The sequence below is a fragment of the Streptomyces sp. NPDC051822 genome (assembly GCF_044452745.1).
GTDB lineage: Bacteria > Actinomycetota > Actinomycetes > Streptomycetales > Streptomycetaceae > Streptomyces.
In genome coordinates this window covers 222,297-239,876 of the sequence record NZ_JBITBZ010000010.1, presented here as the reverse complement: position 1 = coordinate 239,876, position 17,580 = coordinate 222,297, and the positions used below count along the sequence as shown (strand labels likewise).

Sequence of the window (17,580 nt, the reverse complement as noted above, 5' to 3'; positions counted from 1 at the left end):
GGCCCTTTCGCGTACGCGCGCCGCGCAGGAGGGTCAGGCGCAGGAGGGGCAGAGCCCGCGGTACGTCACGTCCGCCGTGTCCACGGTGAAGCCGAACCGCTCCGCGGGCGGCAGGGCGCCCAGCGGGTCGCCCGTCGGGTGGACGTCCCGGATGAGGCCGCAGTTCGAGCAGACCAGGTGCTGGTGGGGGTGGTGCGCGTTCGGGTCGTAGCGCTTCGCGCGGCCGTCCGTGGAGAGCTCCACCACCTCTCCCAGGGCGACCAGTTCACCGAGGGTGTTGTAGACCGTCGCCCGTGCGATCTCCGGCAGGTGCGCCACGGCGCGCGCGTGCACCTCGTCCGCCGTGAGGTGGACGTGGTCGCCGGCGAGGACCTCCGCGACGACACGCCGCTGGGACGTCATCCGCCAGCCGCGCTCACGCAGTCGCTCCAGCAGGTCACTCATTCGGGCTCACCCCTCCGGATGATTGGCGGCGTTCTTGACTTGGACTAGGTCCATTGTAGGATCACATCCGGCAATAGCCAAGGGAGACACAGGCTCCGGTCGGGCGCGACACCCGGTCGGTGCCCGCCCCAGGCCGAGCACCGTGATCCGCCCCGTCCGGAAGGATTTGCATGTCCGAGAACCACGACGCCATCGTCACCGACCCCGTACCGGAGGAGGCGGGCGGCTGCCCGGTCGCGCACGGCCGTGCCGCGCACCCGACCCAGGGCGGTGGCAACCGCCAGTGGTGGCCGGAGCGGCTCAACCTGAAGATCCTCGCCAAGAACCCGGCCGTGGCGAACCCCCTCGGCGAGGACTTCGACTACGCCGAGGCCTTCGCCGCCCTCGACCTCGCGGCCGTGAAGCAGGACATCGCCGAGGTGCTCACCACCTCGCAGGACTGGTGGCCCGCGGACTTCGGCCACTACGGCCCGCTCATGATCCGGATGGCCTGGCACAGCGCCGGCACCTACCGCATCAGCGACGGCCGCGGCGGCGCCGGCGCCGGCCAGCAGCGCTTCGCGCCGCTCAACAGCTGGCCGGACAACGGCAACCTGGACAAGGCCCGCCGACTGCTGTGGCCCGTGAAGAAGAAGTACGGCCAGAACATCTCCTGGGCCGACCTCATGATCCTCACCGGCAACGTGGCCCTGGAGACGATGGGCTTCGAGACCTTCGGCTTCGCGGGCGGCCGCGCCGACGTGTGGGAGCCCGACGAGGACGTCTACTGGGGTCCCGAGACCACCTGGCTCGCCGACGAGCGCTACACCGGTGACCGTGAGCTGGAGAGCCCGCTCGGCGCGGTGCAGATGGGCCTCATCTACGTCAACCCCGAGGGCCCCAACGGCAACCCGGACCCGGTCGCCGCGGCCCGCGACATCCGCGAGACGTTCCGCCGCATGGCGATGAACGACGAGGAGACCGTCGCCCTCATCGCCGGTGGCCACACCTTCGGCAAGGCCCACGGCGCCGGCCCCGCGGAGAACGTCGGAGCCGACCCCGAGGCCGCGCCGCTCGAGGCGCAGGGCTTCGGCTGGGCGAACACGTACGGCACCGGCAAGGGCGCCGACGCGATCACCAGCGGTCTGGAGGTCACCTGGACCACCACGCCCGCGCAGTGGGGCCACGACTTCTTCAAGCACCTCTTCGAGTACGACTACGAGCTGAGCAAGAGCCCGGCCGGTGCGCACCAGTGGGTGGCGAAGAACGCCGAGGCGATCATCCCCGACGCCCACGACCCGTCGAAGAAGCACCTCCCGACGATGCTCACCACCGACCTGTCGCTGCGCTTCGACCCGGCGTACGAGCAGATCTCGCGGCGCTTCTACGAGCACCCGGAGCAGTTCACGGACGCCTTCGCCCGCGCCTGGTACAAGCTGACCCACCGTGACCTGGGTCCGGTCGTCCGCTACCTCGGCCCGGAGGTCCCCTCCGAGGTCCTGCTGTGGCAGGACCCGCTGCCGGCGCGCGAGGGCGAGCTGATCGACGCCGCGGACGTCGCCTCCCTCAAGGAGCGGATCCTCGCCTCCGACCTGACGGTCTCGCAGCTGGTCTCCGCGGCTTGGGCCGCGGCCTCCTCCTTCCGCGGCAGCGACAAGCGCGGCGGCGCCAACGGCGGCCGCATCCGCCTGGAGCCGCAGCGCAACTGGGAGGTCAACAACCCGGACGAGCTGGCGCAGGTGCTGCGCGTCCTGGAGGGCGTCAAGGCGTCCTTCGACTCCGCGGGCGCCAAGAAGGTCTCGATCGCCGACCTGGTCGTGCTCGCGGGTTCCGCGGCCGTCGAGAAGGCGGCCAAGGACGCCGGCTTCGACGTCGAGGTGCCGTTCACGCCGGGCCGGGTGGACGCCTCGCAGGAGCAGACGGACGTCGAGTCCTTCGCCGCCCTCGAGCCGCAGGCGGACGGCTTCCGCAACTACCTCGGCAAGGGCAACCGGCTCCCGGCCGAGTACCTGCTCGTCGACCGCGCGAACCTGCTGACCCTGAGCGCGCCCGAGCTGACGGTCCTCGTCGGCGGTCTGCGCGTCCTGGGCGCGAACCACCAGCAGTCCTCGCACGGTGTCCTCACCACGACCCCGGGCACCCTGACGAACGACTTCTTCGTCAATCTGCTCGACATGGGCACGGTCTGGAAGGCGACGTCCGGGGACGCGACCCTCTTCGAGGGCCGCGACGCCGCCACGGGCGAGGTCCGGTGGACGGGCACCCGTGCCGACCTCGTCTTCGGATCGAACTCCGAGCTGCGCGCGGTGGCCGAGGTCTACGCGAGCGACGACGCGAAGGAGAAGTTCGTGAACGACTTCGTCTCCGCGTGGGCCCGGGTCATGGACCTGGACCGGTTCGACACCGTCTGATCCTCTGTCCGATCGCTTGTTCCGGGCCCGGCCGACATCACGTCGGCCGGGCCCGGCGCATGTGCGGCGGCGGGGGTCCGGGGCCCGGGGTCGGAACTGTCCGCTCCATAACCCGTGTCCCGTGTCAGGAACCGATCCCGGACGTTGGCACTCATGATCCATGGGCGCGGGGGCCGGACCTCACGGTGCGGTGCTCCCCCGCCCCGCGGCGCACCCCTGCCGTGCGCCGTGCCGAACGATCCGGAAGAAGCCGAGGAACCACCGTGCCCCTGCCGTCCCACCGCCGCCTGACCGTGAGCGCCACCCTGATCGCCGCGCTCGCCGCGGGCGTCGTCCCCGCCACCAGCGCCTTCGCCGCCCCCGGCGCGCCCGCCTCCGCCCCCGCCGCCCCGGCGCCCCCCGTTCCCGCGCCCGACATGGACGGTGTGGTCGCGGCGCTGAACTCGGCCATGGCCAACGGGGCGCCGGGCGCCATGGCCCGGTTCACCGGTCCCGACGGGGTCCGGAGCCGGACCGTCGGCGTCCAGGACCGTGTCGCGGGGACGCCCATGGACATCCACTCGCGCTTCCGCATCGGGAGCGTCAGCAAGACGTTCTCCACGGTCGTGCTCCTGCAGCTGGTGGATGAGGGCAAGCTGGCGCTGGACACTCCGGTGAACACCTACCTGCCCGGACTGCTCCCCGACGACCGCATCACGGTCCGTCACCTGCTGACGCACCGCAGCGGCCTGGCCGACTACACCAACGCGATGTTCGAGCACACCGTGCCGGGCTTCGAGGCCGTACGGAACCGGGTGTTCAGCTACCAGGAGCTCGTCGACCTCTCCCTGAGCGAGCCGCGCACCACCGAGCCGGGCGTGTCCTACAAGTACTCGAACGCCAACTTCGTGGTGGTCGGCATGCTCATCGAGAAGACCACGGGCCGGCCCGTGTCCGAGGCGTACCAGAGCCGCATCTTCAAGCCGCTGAAGCTGCGCAAGACCTCGTACGTGCACCCCGACACCCGCATCAAGGGGACGCACGTGCGCGGCTACCTGCACCCCGACGAGGCCGGCGGCGCGCTCGTGGACTCCACGGAGCAGACCGTGTCCTGGGCGCAGTCCGCCGGCGCCGTCATCTCCAGCCCCGCCGATCTGAACACCTTCACCAGCGCCCTGATGCGCGGCCGGCTGCTGTCCCCGGCGATGATGGAGGCCATGACGACGGTCACGCCGACCGACGCCACCAACACCCGCTTCTACGGACTCGGCCTGCGCCGCTACGACCTGTCGTGCGGTACGCGGGTGTACGGGCACACCGGCACCGTGCAGGGCTTCTACACGTACGCCTTCTCGACCCGGGACGGACGGCGCAGCCTCTCCGCCCTGGCGAACACCTCGAACCACGGCGCCGCCAACACGGCGCTCGGCGGGACCCTCGAGGCGGCGTTCTGCGGGAAGAAGCCCGCCGCCTCGGCGTCCGCGCGGGCCGCGGCCCCGTCCACGGCCGGCGACCTCACGTCGCTGCCGGCGGAGCGGGACCTGCCCGAGCGGCACTGAGCACTCCCCTGACGGGAAAGCCCCTGCCGCTCAGGCCTCGTACTCGGTGAGGTCGATGGCGTAGACGCGCAGGGGCACGTCGAACTCCGGGTGGTTCGTCTCGCGCTCCGCGGTCATGCCCAGCTTGCCGATCACGTTCTCGGAGGCCTGGTTGCTGATGTGGGTGATGGCGACGACCCGGTCGAGCCCGCGGTCCTGGAGGGCGAACTCCAGGACCGCGTGGGCGGCCTCGGAGGCGTATCCCTGGCCCCAGAAGGGCCTGCCGAGGCGCCAGCCGATCTCCACGTCGGGCATGACCTCGGGCAGGAACTCCGGCACGGACAGGCCGGCGAAACCGATCAGCTCGCCCGAGGCGATGAGCTCGACGGCGAAGAGCCCGAAGCCCTCCTCGTCCCACTCCTCCTCGTACCGCTCGATGTCCTCGGCGGTCTGCTCCAGATCCCGGACGGAGCCGTCCCCGATCCAGCGCATGACCTCCGGGTCGGCGTTGATCTCGGCCAGCGGGACGAGGTCGTCGTCGCTCCAGCGGCGGAGGATGAGACGGGGGGTGCGAATTTCGGTCATGCCCCCATCCTGACGCACGGAACGAGCCACCCGCGCCACCGGCCCCGAGGGGCCGGGTGACGGGTGACATGGCCGGTCAGCCGCCCGCGGGGCCGGAAAGCGGGGCGTCCGCGAGGGCACGGGCGAGCGCCGCGGCGAACCCGTCCGCGTTGTCCAGCATCAGGTTGTGTCCCGCGCGGGGGATCTCGACCACGGGGACGCCGAAGGCGGCCGCCTTCTCCGCGTCGGGGTCGGGCAGGCTCCACTCCCCCACCAGGAACGTCCGGGGCACGGTGAGCGCGGCGAGGAGGTCGCCGGGCGCGGGGACGCTTCCCTCGACGAGGGCGACCGCGCTCCGGTGCACGGCCAGCGGGTCGGCGAGACGCAGCCGGGCCGCGTAGTCGGGGCGGTCCACGGTGGCCAGCATCCGGGCGTACCCCTCCGCCACGAAAGCGGCCTCGTCCTGCGCGGCCACCGGGGAGCTGAACGTGCCTCCGCCCGCGTACAGGTTGGGCTCCGCCACGACGAGTCGCGCCACCAGGTCCGGGCGGTCCGCCGCCAGACGGATCGTCACGGCGCCCCCCATCGAGTGCCCGACGAGGTCGACGCCCGCGAGACCCAGGTGGTCCAGGACCGCGGCCACCGCCGCCGCCTGGGACTCCATGCGGTAGTCGAAGCCCGGCGGCCGGTCGCTCAGCCCGTAGCCGAGCAGATCGACGAGCAGCGCCCGCCCGCCGGCGAGGGCGGGATGGCTCGCGATGTGGGCGAAGTCCGAGGCCGCGGTGCATCCGAGGCCGTGGACGAACACCCGGACGGGCCCGTCCCCCGGCAGGTCGATCCATCGGATGTACGCCTGCTGGTCCGTGAGGAACAACTCCCGCATGCCGTCCGCTCTCCCCTGTGTCGTCACCGCCGTACCGTTCGGGCGCCACCCTACGAGTCGCCACTGACAATGCGCGGGACCGCCTGCCGACGGGCGGGAGGTCGACTAGCGTCTGCGGGAGGCGGCCGGACGGCGCCGCCGCACACCCGGAAAGGACCCTCATGCCCCTCGAAGGTGAGTACGAGCCCAGCCCGACGGCGTGGGTGCGCAAGCAGGTCGAGCTGTACGAGTCGTCCGGCGGGACGAAGGGCACGACCCTGCGCGGCCTTCCCGTCGTCCTGGTCACCAATGTCGGTGTGAAGAGCGGCAAGCTCCGCAAGACCCCGCTCATGCGGGTCGAGCACGAGGGCGCGTACGCACTCGTCGCGTCGAACGGCGGAGCGGTGGAGCACCCCGTCTGGTACCACAACCTCGTCGCCTCGCCGGTGGTGGAACTGCGCGACGGCACGCGCGTGTGGGACATGAAGTCCCGGCTGGTCACCGGTGAGGAGCGGCGGGTCTGGTGGGAGCGGGCGGTCGAGGCCTTCCCCGACTACGCCGACTACCAGCGCAGAACCGACCGGGACATCCCCGTCTTCGTCGCCGAGCCGATCGGCTGAGCGGGTCCGCCGGGAGCCGGGGGCCGGGCCGTACGCGTCCCCGCCCGCGTCAGGCCCACTCCCACCAGGACCACCGCCATGCCCGCCACGACCCGTAGGGTCAGCGGCTCGTCGAGGACGACGGCGCCCAGGGTCACGGACACCACCGGCAGCAGGTAGCTGACGGTGGCGGCGGCGGTCGGGCCCTCGTCCGCGATCATCCGGTAGTTCAGGTGGAAGGTGAGCCCGGTGGCGAGGACGCCGAGGACTGCGACCGCGGCCACGCCCGCCCAGGTCACCGCCGGCGTTCCGCCGGCCGCCAGGGCGGGTGTGCTGAGGCCGGTCGCCGTCATGAGCTGGGCGGCGGAGAGCGCCAGCGGCGCGGTGCCCCGGCCGGTGAGCCGGCGGGCCATGTACGCGAAGGCCACGGCGTAGCTCACCGAGGCGCCGAGGAGCGCGAGGGCGCCCCGGCTCATCAGTCCTGAGCCGTGGCTCCAGGGCGCGAAGATCAGCAAGACTCCGGCGAAGCCGAGCGCGAGGCCGGCCGACCGGGTGGCGCGCAGGGGGCGTTCCGAGCCCAGGGCCAGGCCGATGAGGAGCGACCAGAGCGGGGTGGTGGCGTTGAGGACGCCCGCCACTCCGCTGTCGACGGTCTGCTCCCCGATCGAGAAGAGCAGGAACGGCAGCGCGTTGCAGAGGAACGCGGCGACGACGAGCCGCCCCCAGGTCGTCCGGTCCCGTGGCAGCCGCTGTCCCGCCCCGTAGGCGAGCGCGAGGAGCACCGCGGCGCCGAGCAGGCAGCGGATGAAGGTGATCGCGCCCGGGGTGAGGCCTTCGTTGAGGCAGATCTTGATCCAGAGGAAGCCGGAGCCCCAGAGCAGGGCGAGGACCCCCATGCGTATCGCCGATGTCATGTCCTCACGGTCTCCCGGGCCCATCCGACAGGACAAGCGATGATTCATGGAGCCGGCGTTAAGCTCTGCTACATGCTGGACGTGAGACGCATGCAGGTGCTCCGGGCCGTCGTCACCAGCGGCTCCGTCACCGCCGCCGCCGCGAACCTCGGGTACACCCCCTCCGCCGTCAGTCAGCAGATCGGCGTACTGGAGAAGGAGGCAGGCATCACGCTGCTCGAACGGTTCGGCCGGGGCGTGCGGCCGACCGCCGCCGGGCGGCTGCTCACGGAGCACGCCGCCGTCATCGGGCGGCAGGTCGCCGAGGCCGAGACCGCCCTCGCAGATCTGCGGGCGGGCCGCACCGGGCGGATCTCGGTCCGCTACTTCGCCACCGCGGGCGCCGATCTCGTCGCTCCCGCCCTGGCGCGTTTCCGCACCGAACACCCGGGCGTCCGCGTCGATCTGAGGATCGCCGACGGTGCTCCCGACCCGGAGACCGACCTCACCCTGGTCGTACGGCCCCGGGGCGGCGGCCCGGCCGTGCCGGGCGAGGGTCTCCGGCTGGTCCATCTGCTCGACGATCCCTATCGCGCCGTGCTGCCCAAGGGCCATCCGCTCGCCGACCGCCGTACCGCCGTCGAGCTGGCCGAGCTCGCCGCCGAGCCGTGGGTCGGCAGCGAGCGTCCCGGTCCGTGCCTGGACGTGGTGACGGATGCCTGCGCGGCGGCCGGATTCACCCCGGACATCGCGGTGGAGTGCGAGGAGTACGCCACCGCGCAGGGCTTCGTCGCGGCCGGTCTCGGCGTCAGTCTCATCCCGCTGACGGGCCTCGGCAGCCGCCACCCGAACGTGGTCGTCCGGAAGGTCCGCGGTCCGGAGCCGGTGCGTTCGATCCATGCCGCGGTACGGGAGTCCTCGCTGACCCTGCCGGCCGTGCGGGGTCTCCTGACGGCGCTCCAGGAAGCGTGAGGTGACAGCGAGGAGCAGACCTTTGCTCCATTGGTCTTCGGTCAGACCAATTTTCACCGCCGAGAGCATGGTTCTTGGGTGTTAATCCAGTAATTACCGCACGGCTGTATACCTTTAAGGTCGCCTCCCTCATCATGTCTCCGATGTGCCGCCCGGGCACACCGCGACAGGAGAGGCGGAGCATGATTCCCATCAGCCGCAGAGGATTCGTCGGCATCGGCGCGGGGCTCGTGGCCGGCGCGACGATGCCGATCGCCCGTGCGTCCGCCGCCGCGAGGGCGGCCACCGGCACGCTCGCCGACGTCCGGCACGTGGTGATCCTCATGCAGGAGAACCGCAGTTTCGACCACTACTTCGGCACCCTGCGCGGTGTCCGGGGCTTCGGCGACCGCGCGGCGGGGAACCTGCCCGGCGGCTGGGGCATGTTCAACCAGCCGAACTGGGGCGGCCGTCAGTACCCCTGGAAGCTCAGCGACACCCCGCCCGCAGGCGGGGTGGACGGCGACACCCTCGCCCAGTGCACCGGCGACCTGCCGCACAGCTGGACCTCGCAGCACGCCGCCTGGAACAAGGGCCGCATGGACAACTGGGTCACGGGCGTGGGCAACACCCGGACGCTCGGCCACCTCGACCGCGAGGACGTCCCCTTCCATCACGCGCTCGCCGACCACTACACGGTCTGCGACGCGTACTTCTGCTCGGCGCTCAGTGCCACCGGTCCGAACCGCACGTTCCTGTGGAGCGGCAGGATCGACGGCTCGAGCAAGGACGGCGGCGAGGAGTCGGGGCTGGCCTGGGAGACGTACGCCGAGGCGCTCCAGCGCGCCGGGGTGAGCTGGAAGGTCTACCAGAACGCCCAGGACAACTACGGCGACAACGGTCTCGCGTACTTCAAGAAGTTCACCGACGCGCGTCCCGGCGACCCGCTGTACGACCGGGGCATGGACTCGGTCCCCAAGGTGACCGGCTCGACGCCCGACGACATCGCGGCGGCGATCCGCGCCGACGTCGTGGCGGGCACGCTGCCGCAGGTGTCGTGGGTGGTGGCGAGCGAGGCGTTCTCGGAGCACCCGTACGCCCCGCCGGGGGACGGCGCGCACTTCGTCGACCTCGTGTACCGGGCGCTGGCCGCCGACGCCGAGGTCTTCGACTCGACCGTGCTGTTCCTCAACTACGACGAGAACGACGGCTTCTTCGACCACGTCCCGCCGCCCGTCGCTCCTCCGGGAACCCCAGGCGAGTATCTGGACGGCATACCGATCGGGCTGGGCTTCCGCGTCCCCATGATCGTCATGTCTCCGTGGACCCGGGGCGGCTGGGTGAGCTCCGAGGTCTTCGACCACACCTCCGTGCTGCGCTTCATGGAGAGCTGGACGACGGCCCTCGGCACACCCGCCACCTGCCCGAACATCAGCGCCTGGCGGCGGAAGGTGACGGGTGATCTGACCGGGGTCTTCGACTTCGCCCACCCGGTGTACGGAGTGCCGGCCGGCCTTCCCTCCACCGCGAAGGTGATCGGTCAGTCCACCTGCGCCCCGCTGCCCAACCCCGCCCCGCAGAACAACGCCCTGCCCGCGCAGGAGCCCGGCACCCGGCCGGCGCGCGCCCTGCCGTACCAGGTGAACGGCAACCTCGACCGGTTCGAGTTCGGGGCCGCCGGCAAGATCCTGGCCTGGTTCTCGATGACGAACCAGGGGGCGGAGGCGAAGCGGGCGGCGCACTTCACCATCCACCCGCACCAGCACCGCGACACGGCGGCCTGGCAGTACACCGTCGAGGCGGGCAGCACGGCCTCCGACTACTTCAACATCGGGCTCGGGTCGGGATCCGGGAAGTACGACATCTCGATGATGGGCCCCAACCGCTTCCTGCGGCGCTTCACCGGTGACGCCTCCAGGGCGGGCAGGTCCGTGGAGGTCGCGGCCCGGTTCGCGCCCGAGGCGGGGACCGGCCGGACGGCCCTGTGGTTCAGGATGAGCAACGCCTCGGCCGGCCCCGTGACCTTCACGATCCGCTCGAACGCCTACCGTACGGACGGCCCGTGGACGTACACGGTGCCGGCGAACTCCACGCGCGAGGACTTCTTCAACGCGGTGGCCTACCAGCACGGCTGGTACGACTTCACGATCGTCGCGGACATCGACGGGACCTGGTCGCGGCGGTACACGGGCCACATCGAGACCGGGAGCGCGAGCATCACGGGCTGAGCCCGCGGCGGGGTGCCGGGCGGCGGGGCTTCCGGCCGTCGCCCGGCCCGTACGGGGTGCGGTCAGCGGCCGGCGTGCGCCGCGCGGTGGATCGTGGCGTCGAGGAGCGCCACCGCGTCGGCGGCCGTGCGGCCGGGTGCCCGGTTCCACGGCCCGATCAGGTCCTGCCAGCCCCGCGATCTGAGTTCGGCCATGATCCAGGCCGCCGACTCGTTCATCGTCGTCGCGCTGCCGTAGCCGAGACGGTGAGCGGCGAGGAGCGCGCCGCAGACGCACCGGGCCCCGCGGGCGTCCCGCAGCCTGTACGGGGCGTTCTGCCAGCCCCACTCCGTCAGGACGAGGCGGGCGTAGCCGAGGTGGACCGAGGGGCGCAGCTCGGACCGGCCGACCCGACGCCAGGCGTGCAGCCGGTCGGGCAGTACGGCTCCGAGCCGGCCGGGGAGGCGGCGCTCGGCGGGAGGGGGCGGCGGCAGCGCCAGGAGCGCGTCGGCGACGAGCCGGTCCACCGGCACGGTGAGCAGGTCGCGCCAGCTCTCCGTTGCCGTCGCGGGTTCGTCGGGGGGCGCAGGGAGCGGTTCCCCGGTGGTCAAGACCGTGACGATCCGCTGCCAGGTCGCGCTCTCGTAGAGGGCGGCGGCCTCGCGGTCGAGGGTGTCGGGGTCGAGCAGGGGGACGGCAGGCGGCATCCGGGGGCTCCTCGGTCGGGTTTCTCCATCCTTCACAAGGAATGTCGGCTTTGCGACTTTTGCCCTTGAGTGCCCACTCGGACGACAGTGCTCTTATCGCCCACTTCCCCATAAACAGAATTACGGCGCATATTCGGACATTGAACGCCTGGTGATGCGACTCACGTTCCCGGAAAGGCAGCGGCGCCGCGGGTGCCCGCAGGCCGTACCGGACAAGGAAGTTCGACCGGCCCGAGACGGCCCCGATCTTGAATTCCGTGAATTCCGTGATCCATTTATCGGGTTCCGACTTCCACTCCCCTTGTTCTCTGTCGCATTACTGGCCTACGGTCACCTCCATTCGAGCGGATCGCCGAATCCTGCCACCGCTCGTGACACCTCCCTTTTCACCCGACGGCAGGAGCGGGGGACCCACGAAAACGCCGGTCCGGACCTCCGGAGCGGCTCGGGGTGAAGCCGCGTGCGCGCGGCCGGACACCTCCAGTCCGAACCCGACAGCTCACCCCGAAGGCGCCGGAGAGGAAATCCGTCATGCCCGCACACGGTAAGCACCGCCGCCCCCGACGCCACCCCGTCTCCCGGGGACTCGCCCTGGTCGGCACGGGTGGGGCCGCTCTCGCCCTCCCGCTGATCGCCCCCGCCGCGGCCGGCGCCGCGCCCGTTTCCGGAGCCCCGGAGATCAGCAGGTCCGCCGTCGCTCCCGCCGCGGCGCTCGCCCCGGCGGCAGCGCCCAAGGCGCCCGCCGCAGCACGTACCTACACCGTCGTCAGCGGTGACTCGCTTTCCCTGATCGCCCAGAAGAAGGGAATTCAGGGCGGCTGGAAGAGCCTTTACAGGACCAACAGGAGCACGGTGGGTGACAATCCGTCACTTATTCACCCGGGTCTTGAACTGACGATCGGTCGGGATTCCGCGAAGGCCGCCCCTGCCAAGGCGAAGGCCACCCCCACCAAGACGAAGAAGGCCGGTACGGCCGATCGGGCGAGCCGCTCCGAGCGCAGGGCTGCCGCCCCGGCCGCCGCCGGCACGGGCGCCTCCGCCGCGGCCGCTCCCGCCGCCGCTCCCGTCCAGGCCGCCCCGGTCGCCGCCACCCAGTACGCGAACAACCTCGACGGCTGGATCCGGGAGTCGCTGGACATCATGGCCCGGCACGGCATCCCCGGTTCCTACGACGGAATCCTCCGCAACGTCATGCGCGAGTCGTCCGGCAACCCGCAGGCCATCAACAACTGGGACTCCAACGCGGCCAAGGGCACCCCCTCGAAGGGGCTGCTCCAGGTGATCCAGCCGACCTTCGACGCCTACCACGTGCCGGGCACGTCCACGGACCTGTACGACCCGGTCGCCAACATCACCGCCGCCTGCAACTACGCGGCCGACCGCTACGGCTCCATCGACAACGTCAACGGCGCCTACTGATCCCTGAAGTGCCCGGTGAACCAGGAGGTGGCGAGCTCCGCCACCTCCTCGAGGGCGCCCGGTTCCTCGAAGAGGTGGGTGGCGCCCTCCACGACGGCCAGCCGGTGCTCGCAGCGCAGCCGGGAGCCGGCCCGCCGGTTGAGGTCCAGGACCAGGGCGTCCCTGCCTCCCACGACGAGGAGCGTGGGCGCCCGCACCCCGGCGAGCCGGTCGCCCGCGAGGTCAGGCCGGCCACCGCGTGAGACGACGGCGGCCACGGGCGACCCGGGGTCGCCCGCCGCCCACAGCGCGGCGGCCGCCCCCGTGCTCGCGCCGAAGTAGCCGAGCGGGAGGCCGTCGCTCTCGGGCCGCCCGGCGAGCCAGTCCGTGGCTCCGGCGAGCCGCCCCGCGAGCAGCGGGGTGTCGAAGACGTGTGCCCGGTCGGCCGCCTCGGTCTCGGTGAGCAGGTCGAAGAGCAGGGTGCCGAGACCCGCCCGGTTGAGTTCCGACGCGACCGCCCTGTTGCGGGGGCTGTGCCGGCTGCTGCCGCTGCCATGGGCGAACAGGACGATGCCGACGGCCCCCTCGGGCACCGCGAGCCGCCCCGCCAGGACGGCCCCGGTGGCGGGGATCCGTACGTCCGACTCGTGGACGACCGGGCCGTGGGCCGCGCGGTTCCTGTCCAGGCAGGCGACCACCTCGGCGTCGGGGGTCTGGGTGAAGTCCCGGTAGAACTGCCCGATCGCGTAGAACAGCTCCGGTGTGCGGACGCTCACGGTCTCGTCTGCCTCGCCGCCGAGCCGGTCGGTCCAGCCCTGCGGCGCGACGGCTACCGCGAGGACGATCCGGGCGGCACCCTTGGCCCGTACCACCCGGCAGGCGGCCAGGGCGGTGGCGCCGGTGGCCAGGCCGTCGTCGACGACGAGGACCGTGCGGCCTTCGAGAGGGATCGACGGCCTGCTGCCCCGGTAGCGCCCGGCCCGCTGGTCGAGTTCGGCGTGCTCCCGCTCCTCGGCGGCGGCGATGTCCCGCTCGTCCGCCCCCGTCCGGCGCAGCACCCGCTCGTTGAGCACCCGCACCCCGCCCTCGCCGAGCGAGCCCATGGCGAGTTCCGGCTGTCCCGGGGTCCCCAGCTTCCGTACGAGACAGATGTCGAGCGGAGCGCCGAGGGCGTCCGCGACCTCCGCCGCCACCGGCACGCCGCCGCGCGGGAGACCGAGGACCACGACGTCCTGGTCCTTGAGATGGCCGAGGCGGGCGGCGAGCTGCCGACCCGCGTCGGTGCGATCGCTGAAGTACATGACCCGCCGCCCTTCCGCCTGCGCGGCTCCGGGCGCGGGGCGCGACGGTGTGCACCGTCCCCTTGCCCGTACCTCCAGGGTAGGCACATGCGGCGGCGTCCCGTCAGGCGGCGAGGAAGGCCTCGATGGCCTCGGCGAGCGCCTGCGGGGTCTCCTCGGGCGCGTAGTGGCCGGCGTCCTTGAGGACTTCGAGTCGGGCGTTGGGGTACCAGCGAAGCCAGGTGGCCTCCATCGCGTCCGCGCCGAGCGCCGGGTCGTGGGCGCCGACGACCAGGAGGACCGGGGTGGGGTTGTCCCGGACGCGCTCGTGGAAGTCGGTGCGGGACCAGGAGTCCAGGTAGGCGCGGAAGGCCGTCGCGGAGGAGCGTCCGACCGAGCGCTCGACGAGTGCGCCGAGCCAGGCGTCGTCGTATCGGCCGCCGGTGGTGTTGTCGATGATCGCGCGCCGGTTCGCCGGTTCGTCGGCGGCTCCGGCGAAGAGTTCCCAGGTCTCGCCGTCGAGGGGGAAACCGGCCGCGGAGACGGGCGAGATGCCGATGATCGAGCGGACCCGGTCGGGGGCGTCGAGGAGCATCAGCTGGGCCGCCTTGCCGCCCATCGAGTGCCCGATGACGGAGAAGGAGTCCCAGCCGAGGTCGTCGGCGACCGCGAGGGCGTCGGCCGCGACCTCCTCCATCGTGTAGGCGCCCGTGCGGTCGAGCGCCTCGCCGTAGCCACGGCAGTCTACGAAGGCGTAGGAGCCGTCGGTGTCGTTCAGATGGGCGCGCAGCGGGGCGAAGCTGGAGCGGTCACCGAACCAGTTGTGCAGCACTAGGGCCCGCCGGGGGCCGCCGCCCTGTACGTCGTACGGAAGAACGCGGTCCGTCATCGTGCCCCCTGAGCGCGAGGTGGTGGTGGCGCCGCGTCCGCGGCGCCGGTCGACGACCGAGTGTGACGGCGCGAGCGCGCCTGGTCAACACCGACGGGCCGGGGAGGGGCCCTCGGGTCCGGGGATGCGGTGCCCTTGGTCCCGGGCGCATCCTTGCTGTGTGACCCCGCACGGCACGTCCGGACCCGGCCCGGTCGGCGGCACCGGGCGTCTGTCCGGGAACGGAACCGCCGACGGGCCTGGGTCCAACACGCTGACCTGGGCGCTCGCGGAGGCGGCGCTTCGTACCGTCGAGGAGGTCGGCGGGTGCGCGGGCGGGGTGTATCTGCGCTCCGGCACGACGGGGCTGCTGCGGCTCGCGGTTCTGGTCGGGCTGCCGGGACCTTTGTTCCGCCCGTGGTGGCGGATGCATGAGAACAGGCCCTTCCCGGTGGCGGAGGCGCATCGCTCGGGCCAGCCGGTGTATCTCGCCGACGTCGAGGACGCGATGCGGCAGTTCCCCCAACTGGTGGCGAGCCTGCCGTTCCCCTTCGGTTCGCTCTACGCGCCGGTCGTCGCGGGTCGTGAGCGCTTCGGGGTGCTGGTGGTGCTGCGGGCGCCGACGCCCGGGGTGGCGGTGAGCGGTCCTGACCGGAACCGGATGACACGGGAGGCACTGCGCCTGGGCAAGTCCCTGGCCGGCCTGTCGCGGCTGGGCACGGTGGTCGAGTGGCCCGGTGATCCGGTGTGCGTGCAGCTGTCCACGGCGGGCGCGCCGCCGGTCCGGTTCGGCACACTCGACTGGGATCTGGACACCGGCACGGTGACGATGGACGCCGGGCTCCTGGAGATCCTCGGCGCGGAGGTGACCTCGCCGTGCTCGATCGAGGTGCTGACGTCCTTCCTGGAGCCCGAGGACGGGTACGCGCTGTGGGCGGCGGCCCGTCAGGCGACGGGCGCTGACGGACGGCCGTCGGTGCGGAGGTTTCGGCTGAAGGGGCCGGACGGCGGGCTGCACCTCCTGGAGGCCTCCACGCGCGCGCGTGCCCGCCCACCGGATCCGGACGGCGGGACGACCGGTCCGACGCCGGGTCCCGACTCGTCCGAAGGGGGCGGCGTAGGCGCCGGCGGCAAGCGCCTCCTGTGCACCCTCGTCGACCTCGGGACCGGACTGATCGGTTCCGACGCCACGGACCGGCTGCCTCGGGCCATCCTGGCGATCGACCGCCTGGGACGCGTCACCTACGTCAACGAGCTCACCGAACGGCTGCTCGGCAGGCCCCGCGGGGCCCTGGCAGGGCGGACGTTGTGGGAGGCGCTGCCGTGGTTCGGCCTCCCGTACCACGAGGAGCAGCTCCGCGCCGCCCTCGTCTCCGGTCAGCCGGTCCGCTTCGTGGCCCGGCCGGAGCCCGGCCGGTGGCTGTCCGTCTCGCTGCATCCGGGGCGGGACGGGGTGACGATGGTCCTGGTCCCCGAGGAGGACCCGACGGAGCCCCGCCGGGGAGTCGGCGGCGAGACGGTGAGGGGCGGCGAGAAGGGAACCGACGGCGAGAAGGGGACGGAGGACACGCTCTCCCTGCGCGGTGACCGGATGCCGTCGCCGTACCGGCCCGTCGCCCTGGCCATCGCGCTCTCCGAGGCGGTGACGGCGCGCCAGGTGTCGGCGGTGGTGACGGAGGAGCTGCTTCCGGCGTTCGGCGGGCGCCAGTTGGCCATCTACCTGCTCAGTGACCGGCGCCTGTACCTGGCCTGGGAGACGGGTTTCCCGCCGGGCTTCCTCGAACCCTTCGACGGTGTGGGTCTGGAGGCCCGGGTGCCGGGGGTGGAGACGCTGACGACGGGCAGGCCGCTGTTCTTCGAGTCCATGGAACAGCTGGGCCAGGCCTATCCGGACCTTCCGCTGGACGCGCATTCGGGGGCACGGGCGTTCCTCCCGCTGATCGCCTCGGGCCGGCTGGTGGGCACCTGCATCCTGGGCTTCGACCGGCCGCGCGGATTCAGCGCGGAGGATCGGACCGTGCTCACCGCGCTCGCGGGTCTCATCGCGCAGGCCTTGGAGCGGGCGCGGCGGTACGACTCGGAGTCGGCGGTCGCCCGGGGGCTGCAGGACGCGCTGCTCCCGCACCGGTTGCCGGTGCGGGAGGGGGTGGACACGGTGGGCCGCTATCTGCCGGGTACGGAGGGCATGGACGTGGGCGGCGACTGGTACGACGTGATCGAGGCCGGGCAGGGGCGCCTCGCACTCGTGATCGGCGACGTGCAGGGGCACGGGGTGGCCGCCGCGGCCACGATGGGGCAGCTGCGCAGCGCGGTACGGGCGTTCGCGCTGGGCGGTCACCGGCCACAGGACGTCATGCGCGGGACCAACCGGCTGCTCATCGACCTTGATCCGGGGCAGTTCGCGAGCTGTTGCTACGTACTCCTCGACCCGGACACCGGTGAGATGCGGGCGGTACGGGCCGGGCATCCGCAGCCGCTGCTGCGGCGGCCGGACGGGTCGACCGAGGTGCTGGAGCTGGCGGGCGGGGTGGTGCTCGGGGTCGACGACCGGGCCTCGTATCCGGTGACACGGCTGCGGCTCGCCGCGGGTGCGGTACTCGCGCTCTTCACGGACGGGCTGGTGGAGCGTCCCGGCCGGGACATCGACGAGGGGATCGAGCGGCTGCGCAGGGCTCTCGCCGCGACCGGTTCGCTGCCGCTCACGGAGGCCGCCGACCGGCTGATCCGGGAGGCGCGGCAGGCCACGGCCCGCCCGGACGACATCGCGCTCCTGCTCGCGTCACGCGTGCCAGAGCATGGCCAGGGCCTCTCGGCCCTGTCCGGCGGCTCAGGGCCGGACAGGCCCTGAGCGTCACCCGGTCGGGCCCGTGGCGCTGGTCGGCCGCCGTACGCGCGGGGAG

At 72.4% G+C, this 17,580-nt stretch carries 14 protein-coding genes and 1 riboswitch; of the genes, 7 read left to right on the top strand and 7 right to left on the bottom strand.

Annotated features, from left to right (window positions below):
- Positions 1-33 precede the first annotated feature (33 nt).
- Positions 34-444, bottom strand: a complete 411-nt coding sequence (locus ACIA8N_RS27870; protein WP_365786651.1) for a transcriptional repressor — start codon at positions 442-444, stop codon at positions 34-36.
- 170 nt (positions 445-614) lie between these two features.
- Here ACIA8N_RS27870 and katG point away from each other — a divergent pair, with 170 nt between their 5' ends.
- Positions 615-2,834, top strand: coding sequence for a catalase/peroxidase HPI (gene katG, locus ACIA8N_RS27865; RefSeq protein WP_365786653.1), 2,220 nt, complete (start codon positions 615-617; stop codon positions 2,832-2,834).
- A 263-nt stretch (positions 2,835-3,097) separates the two neighbouring features.
- Positions 3,098-4,372 carry a serine hydrolase domain-containing protein gene (locus tag ACIA8N_RS27860; RefSeq protein WP_365786655.1) on the top strand — a complete coding sequence of 425 codons (1,275 nt, stop codon included), beginning with the start codon at positions 3,098-3,100 and terminating at the stop codon, positions 4,370-4,372.
- Between the two features lie 30 nt (positions 4,373-4,402).
- On the opposite strand, the gene ACIA8N_RS27855 is transcribed toward ACIA8N_RS27860, so the two are convergent.
- Together ACIA8N_RS27855 and ACIA8N_RS27850 are read right to left on the bottom strand one after the other, a co-directional pair.
- Positions 4,403-4,936 carry a GNAT family N-acetyltransferase gene (locus ACIA8N_RS27855; RefSeq protein WP_030212337.1) on the bottom strand — a complete coding sequence of 178 codons (534 nt, stop codon included), beginning with the start codon at positions 4,934-4,936 and terminating at the stop codon, positions 4,403-4,405.
- Between the two features lie 76 nt (positions 4,937-5,012).
- Entirely contained in the window at positions 5,013-5,798 is a 786-nt protein-coding gene (locus ACIA8N_RS27850; RefSeq protein ID WP_399416808.1) for an alpha/beta fold hydrolase, read from the bottom strand.
- 161 nt (positions 5,799-5,959) lie between these two features.
- On the opposite strand from ACIA8N_RS27850, the gene ACIA8N_RS27845 reads away from it, so the two are divergent.
- Positions 5,960-6,397 carry a nitroreductase family deazaflavin-dependent oxidoreductase gene (locus ACIA8N_RS27845; RefSeq protein ID WP_365786659.1) on the top strand — a complete coding sequence of 146 codons (438 nt, stop codon included), beginning with the start codon at positions 5,960-5,962 and terminating at the stop codon, positions 6,395-6,397.
- On the opposite strand, the gene ACIA8N_RS27840 is transcribed toward ACIA8N_RS27845, so the two are convergent.
- Positions 6,340-7,290, bottom strand: a complete 951-nt coding sequence (locus ACIA8N_RS27840; RefSeq protein ID WP_365786661.1) for a DMT family transporter — start codon at positions 7,288-7,290, stop codon at positions 6,340-6,342. The genes ACIA8N_RS27845 and ACIA8N_RS27840 overlap by 58 nt on opposite strands.
- A 72-nt stretch (positions 7,291-7,362) precedes the next feature.
- Between ACIA8N_RS27840 and ACIA8N_RS27835 the strand changes: the two genes are divergently transcribed.
- Both ACIA8N_RS27835 and ACIA8N_RS27830 read left to right on the top strand, forming a co-directional pair.
- Entirely contained in the window at positions 7,363-8,241 is an 879-nt protein-coding gene (locus ACIA8N_RS27835) for a LysR substrate-binding domain-containing protein (RefSeq protein ID WP_365786663.1), read from the top strand.
- A 182-nt stretch (positions 8,242-8,423) separates the two neighbouring features.
- Positions 8,424-10,448 carry a phosphocholine-specific phospholipase C gene (locus tag ACIA8N_RS27830; protein ID WP_365786665.1) on the top strand — a complete coding sequence of 675 codons (2,025 nt, stop codon included), beginning with the start codon at positions 8,424-8,426 and terminating at the stop codon, positions 10,446-10,448.
- Positions 10,449-10,510: 62 nt separating this feature from the next.
- On the opposite strand, the gene ACIA8N_RS27825 is transcribed toward ACIA8N_RS27830, so the two are convergent.
- Positions 10,511-11,134 (bottom strand): hypothetical protein, encoded by a 624-nt coding sequence (locus ACIA8N_RS27825; RefSeq protein ID WP_365786667.1) that lies wholly within the window; start codon positions 11,132-11,134, stop codon positions 10,511-10,513.
- 340 nt (positions 11,135-11,474) lie between these two features.
- A riboswitch (cyclic di-AMP (ydaO/yuaA leader) is annotated at positions 11,475-11,660 on the top strand.
- A 5-nt stretch (positions 11,661-11,665) separates the two neighbouring features.
- Here ACIA8N_RS27825 and ACIA8N_RS27820 point away from each other — a divergent pair.
- On the top strand, positions 11,666-12,553 hold the full coding sequence (locus tag ACIA8N_RS27820) for a LysM peptidoglycan-binding domain-containing protein (protein ID WP_365786668.1): 888 nt from the start codon (positions 11,666-11,668) through the stop codon (positions 12,551-12,553).
- Here the strand turns inward: ACIA8N_RS27820 and ACIA8N_RS27815 are convergent.
- The gene (locus ACIA8N_RS27815) at positions 12,547-13,833 is read right to left on the bottom strand and encodes a phosphoribosyltransferase family protein (RefSeq protein WP_365786670.1); all 1,287 of its coding nucleotides are present in this window, start codon (positions 13,831-13,833) and stop codon (positions 12,547-12,549) included. The genes ACIA8N_RS27820 and ACIA8N_RS27815 overlap by 7 nt on opposite strands.
- A 103-nt stretch (positions 13,834-13,936) precedes the next feature.
- Positions 13,937-14,701, bottom strand: coding sequence for an alpha/beta hydrolase (locus ACIA8N_RS27810; RefSeq protein ID WP_365786672.1), 765 nt, complete (start codon positions 14,699-14,701; stop codon positions 13,937-13,939).
- Positions 14,702-14,861: 160 nt separating this feature from the next.
- Between ACIA8N_RS27810 and ACIA8N_RS27805 the strand changes: the two genes are divergently transcribed.
- The gene (locus ACIA8N_RS27805) at positions 14,862-17,528 is read left to right on the top strand and encodes a SpoIIE family protein phosphatase (RefSeq protein WP_365786674.1); all 2,667 of its coding nucleotides are present in this window, start codon (positions 14,862-14,864) and stop codon (positions 17,526-17,528) included.
- The last annotated feature ends 52 nt before the right edge of the window (positions 17,529-17,580 follow it).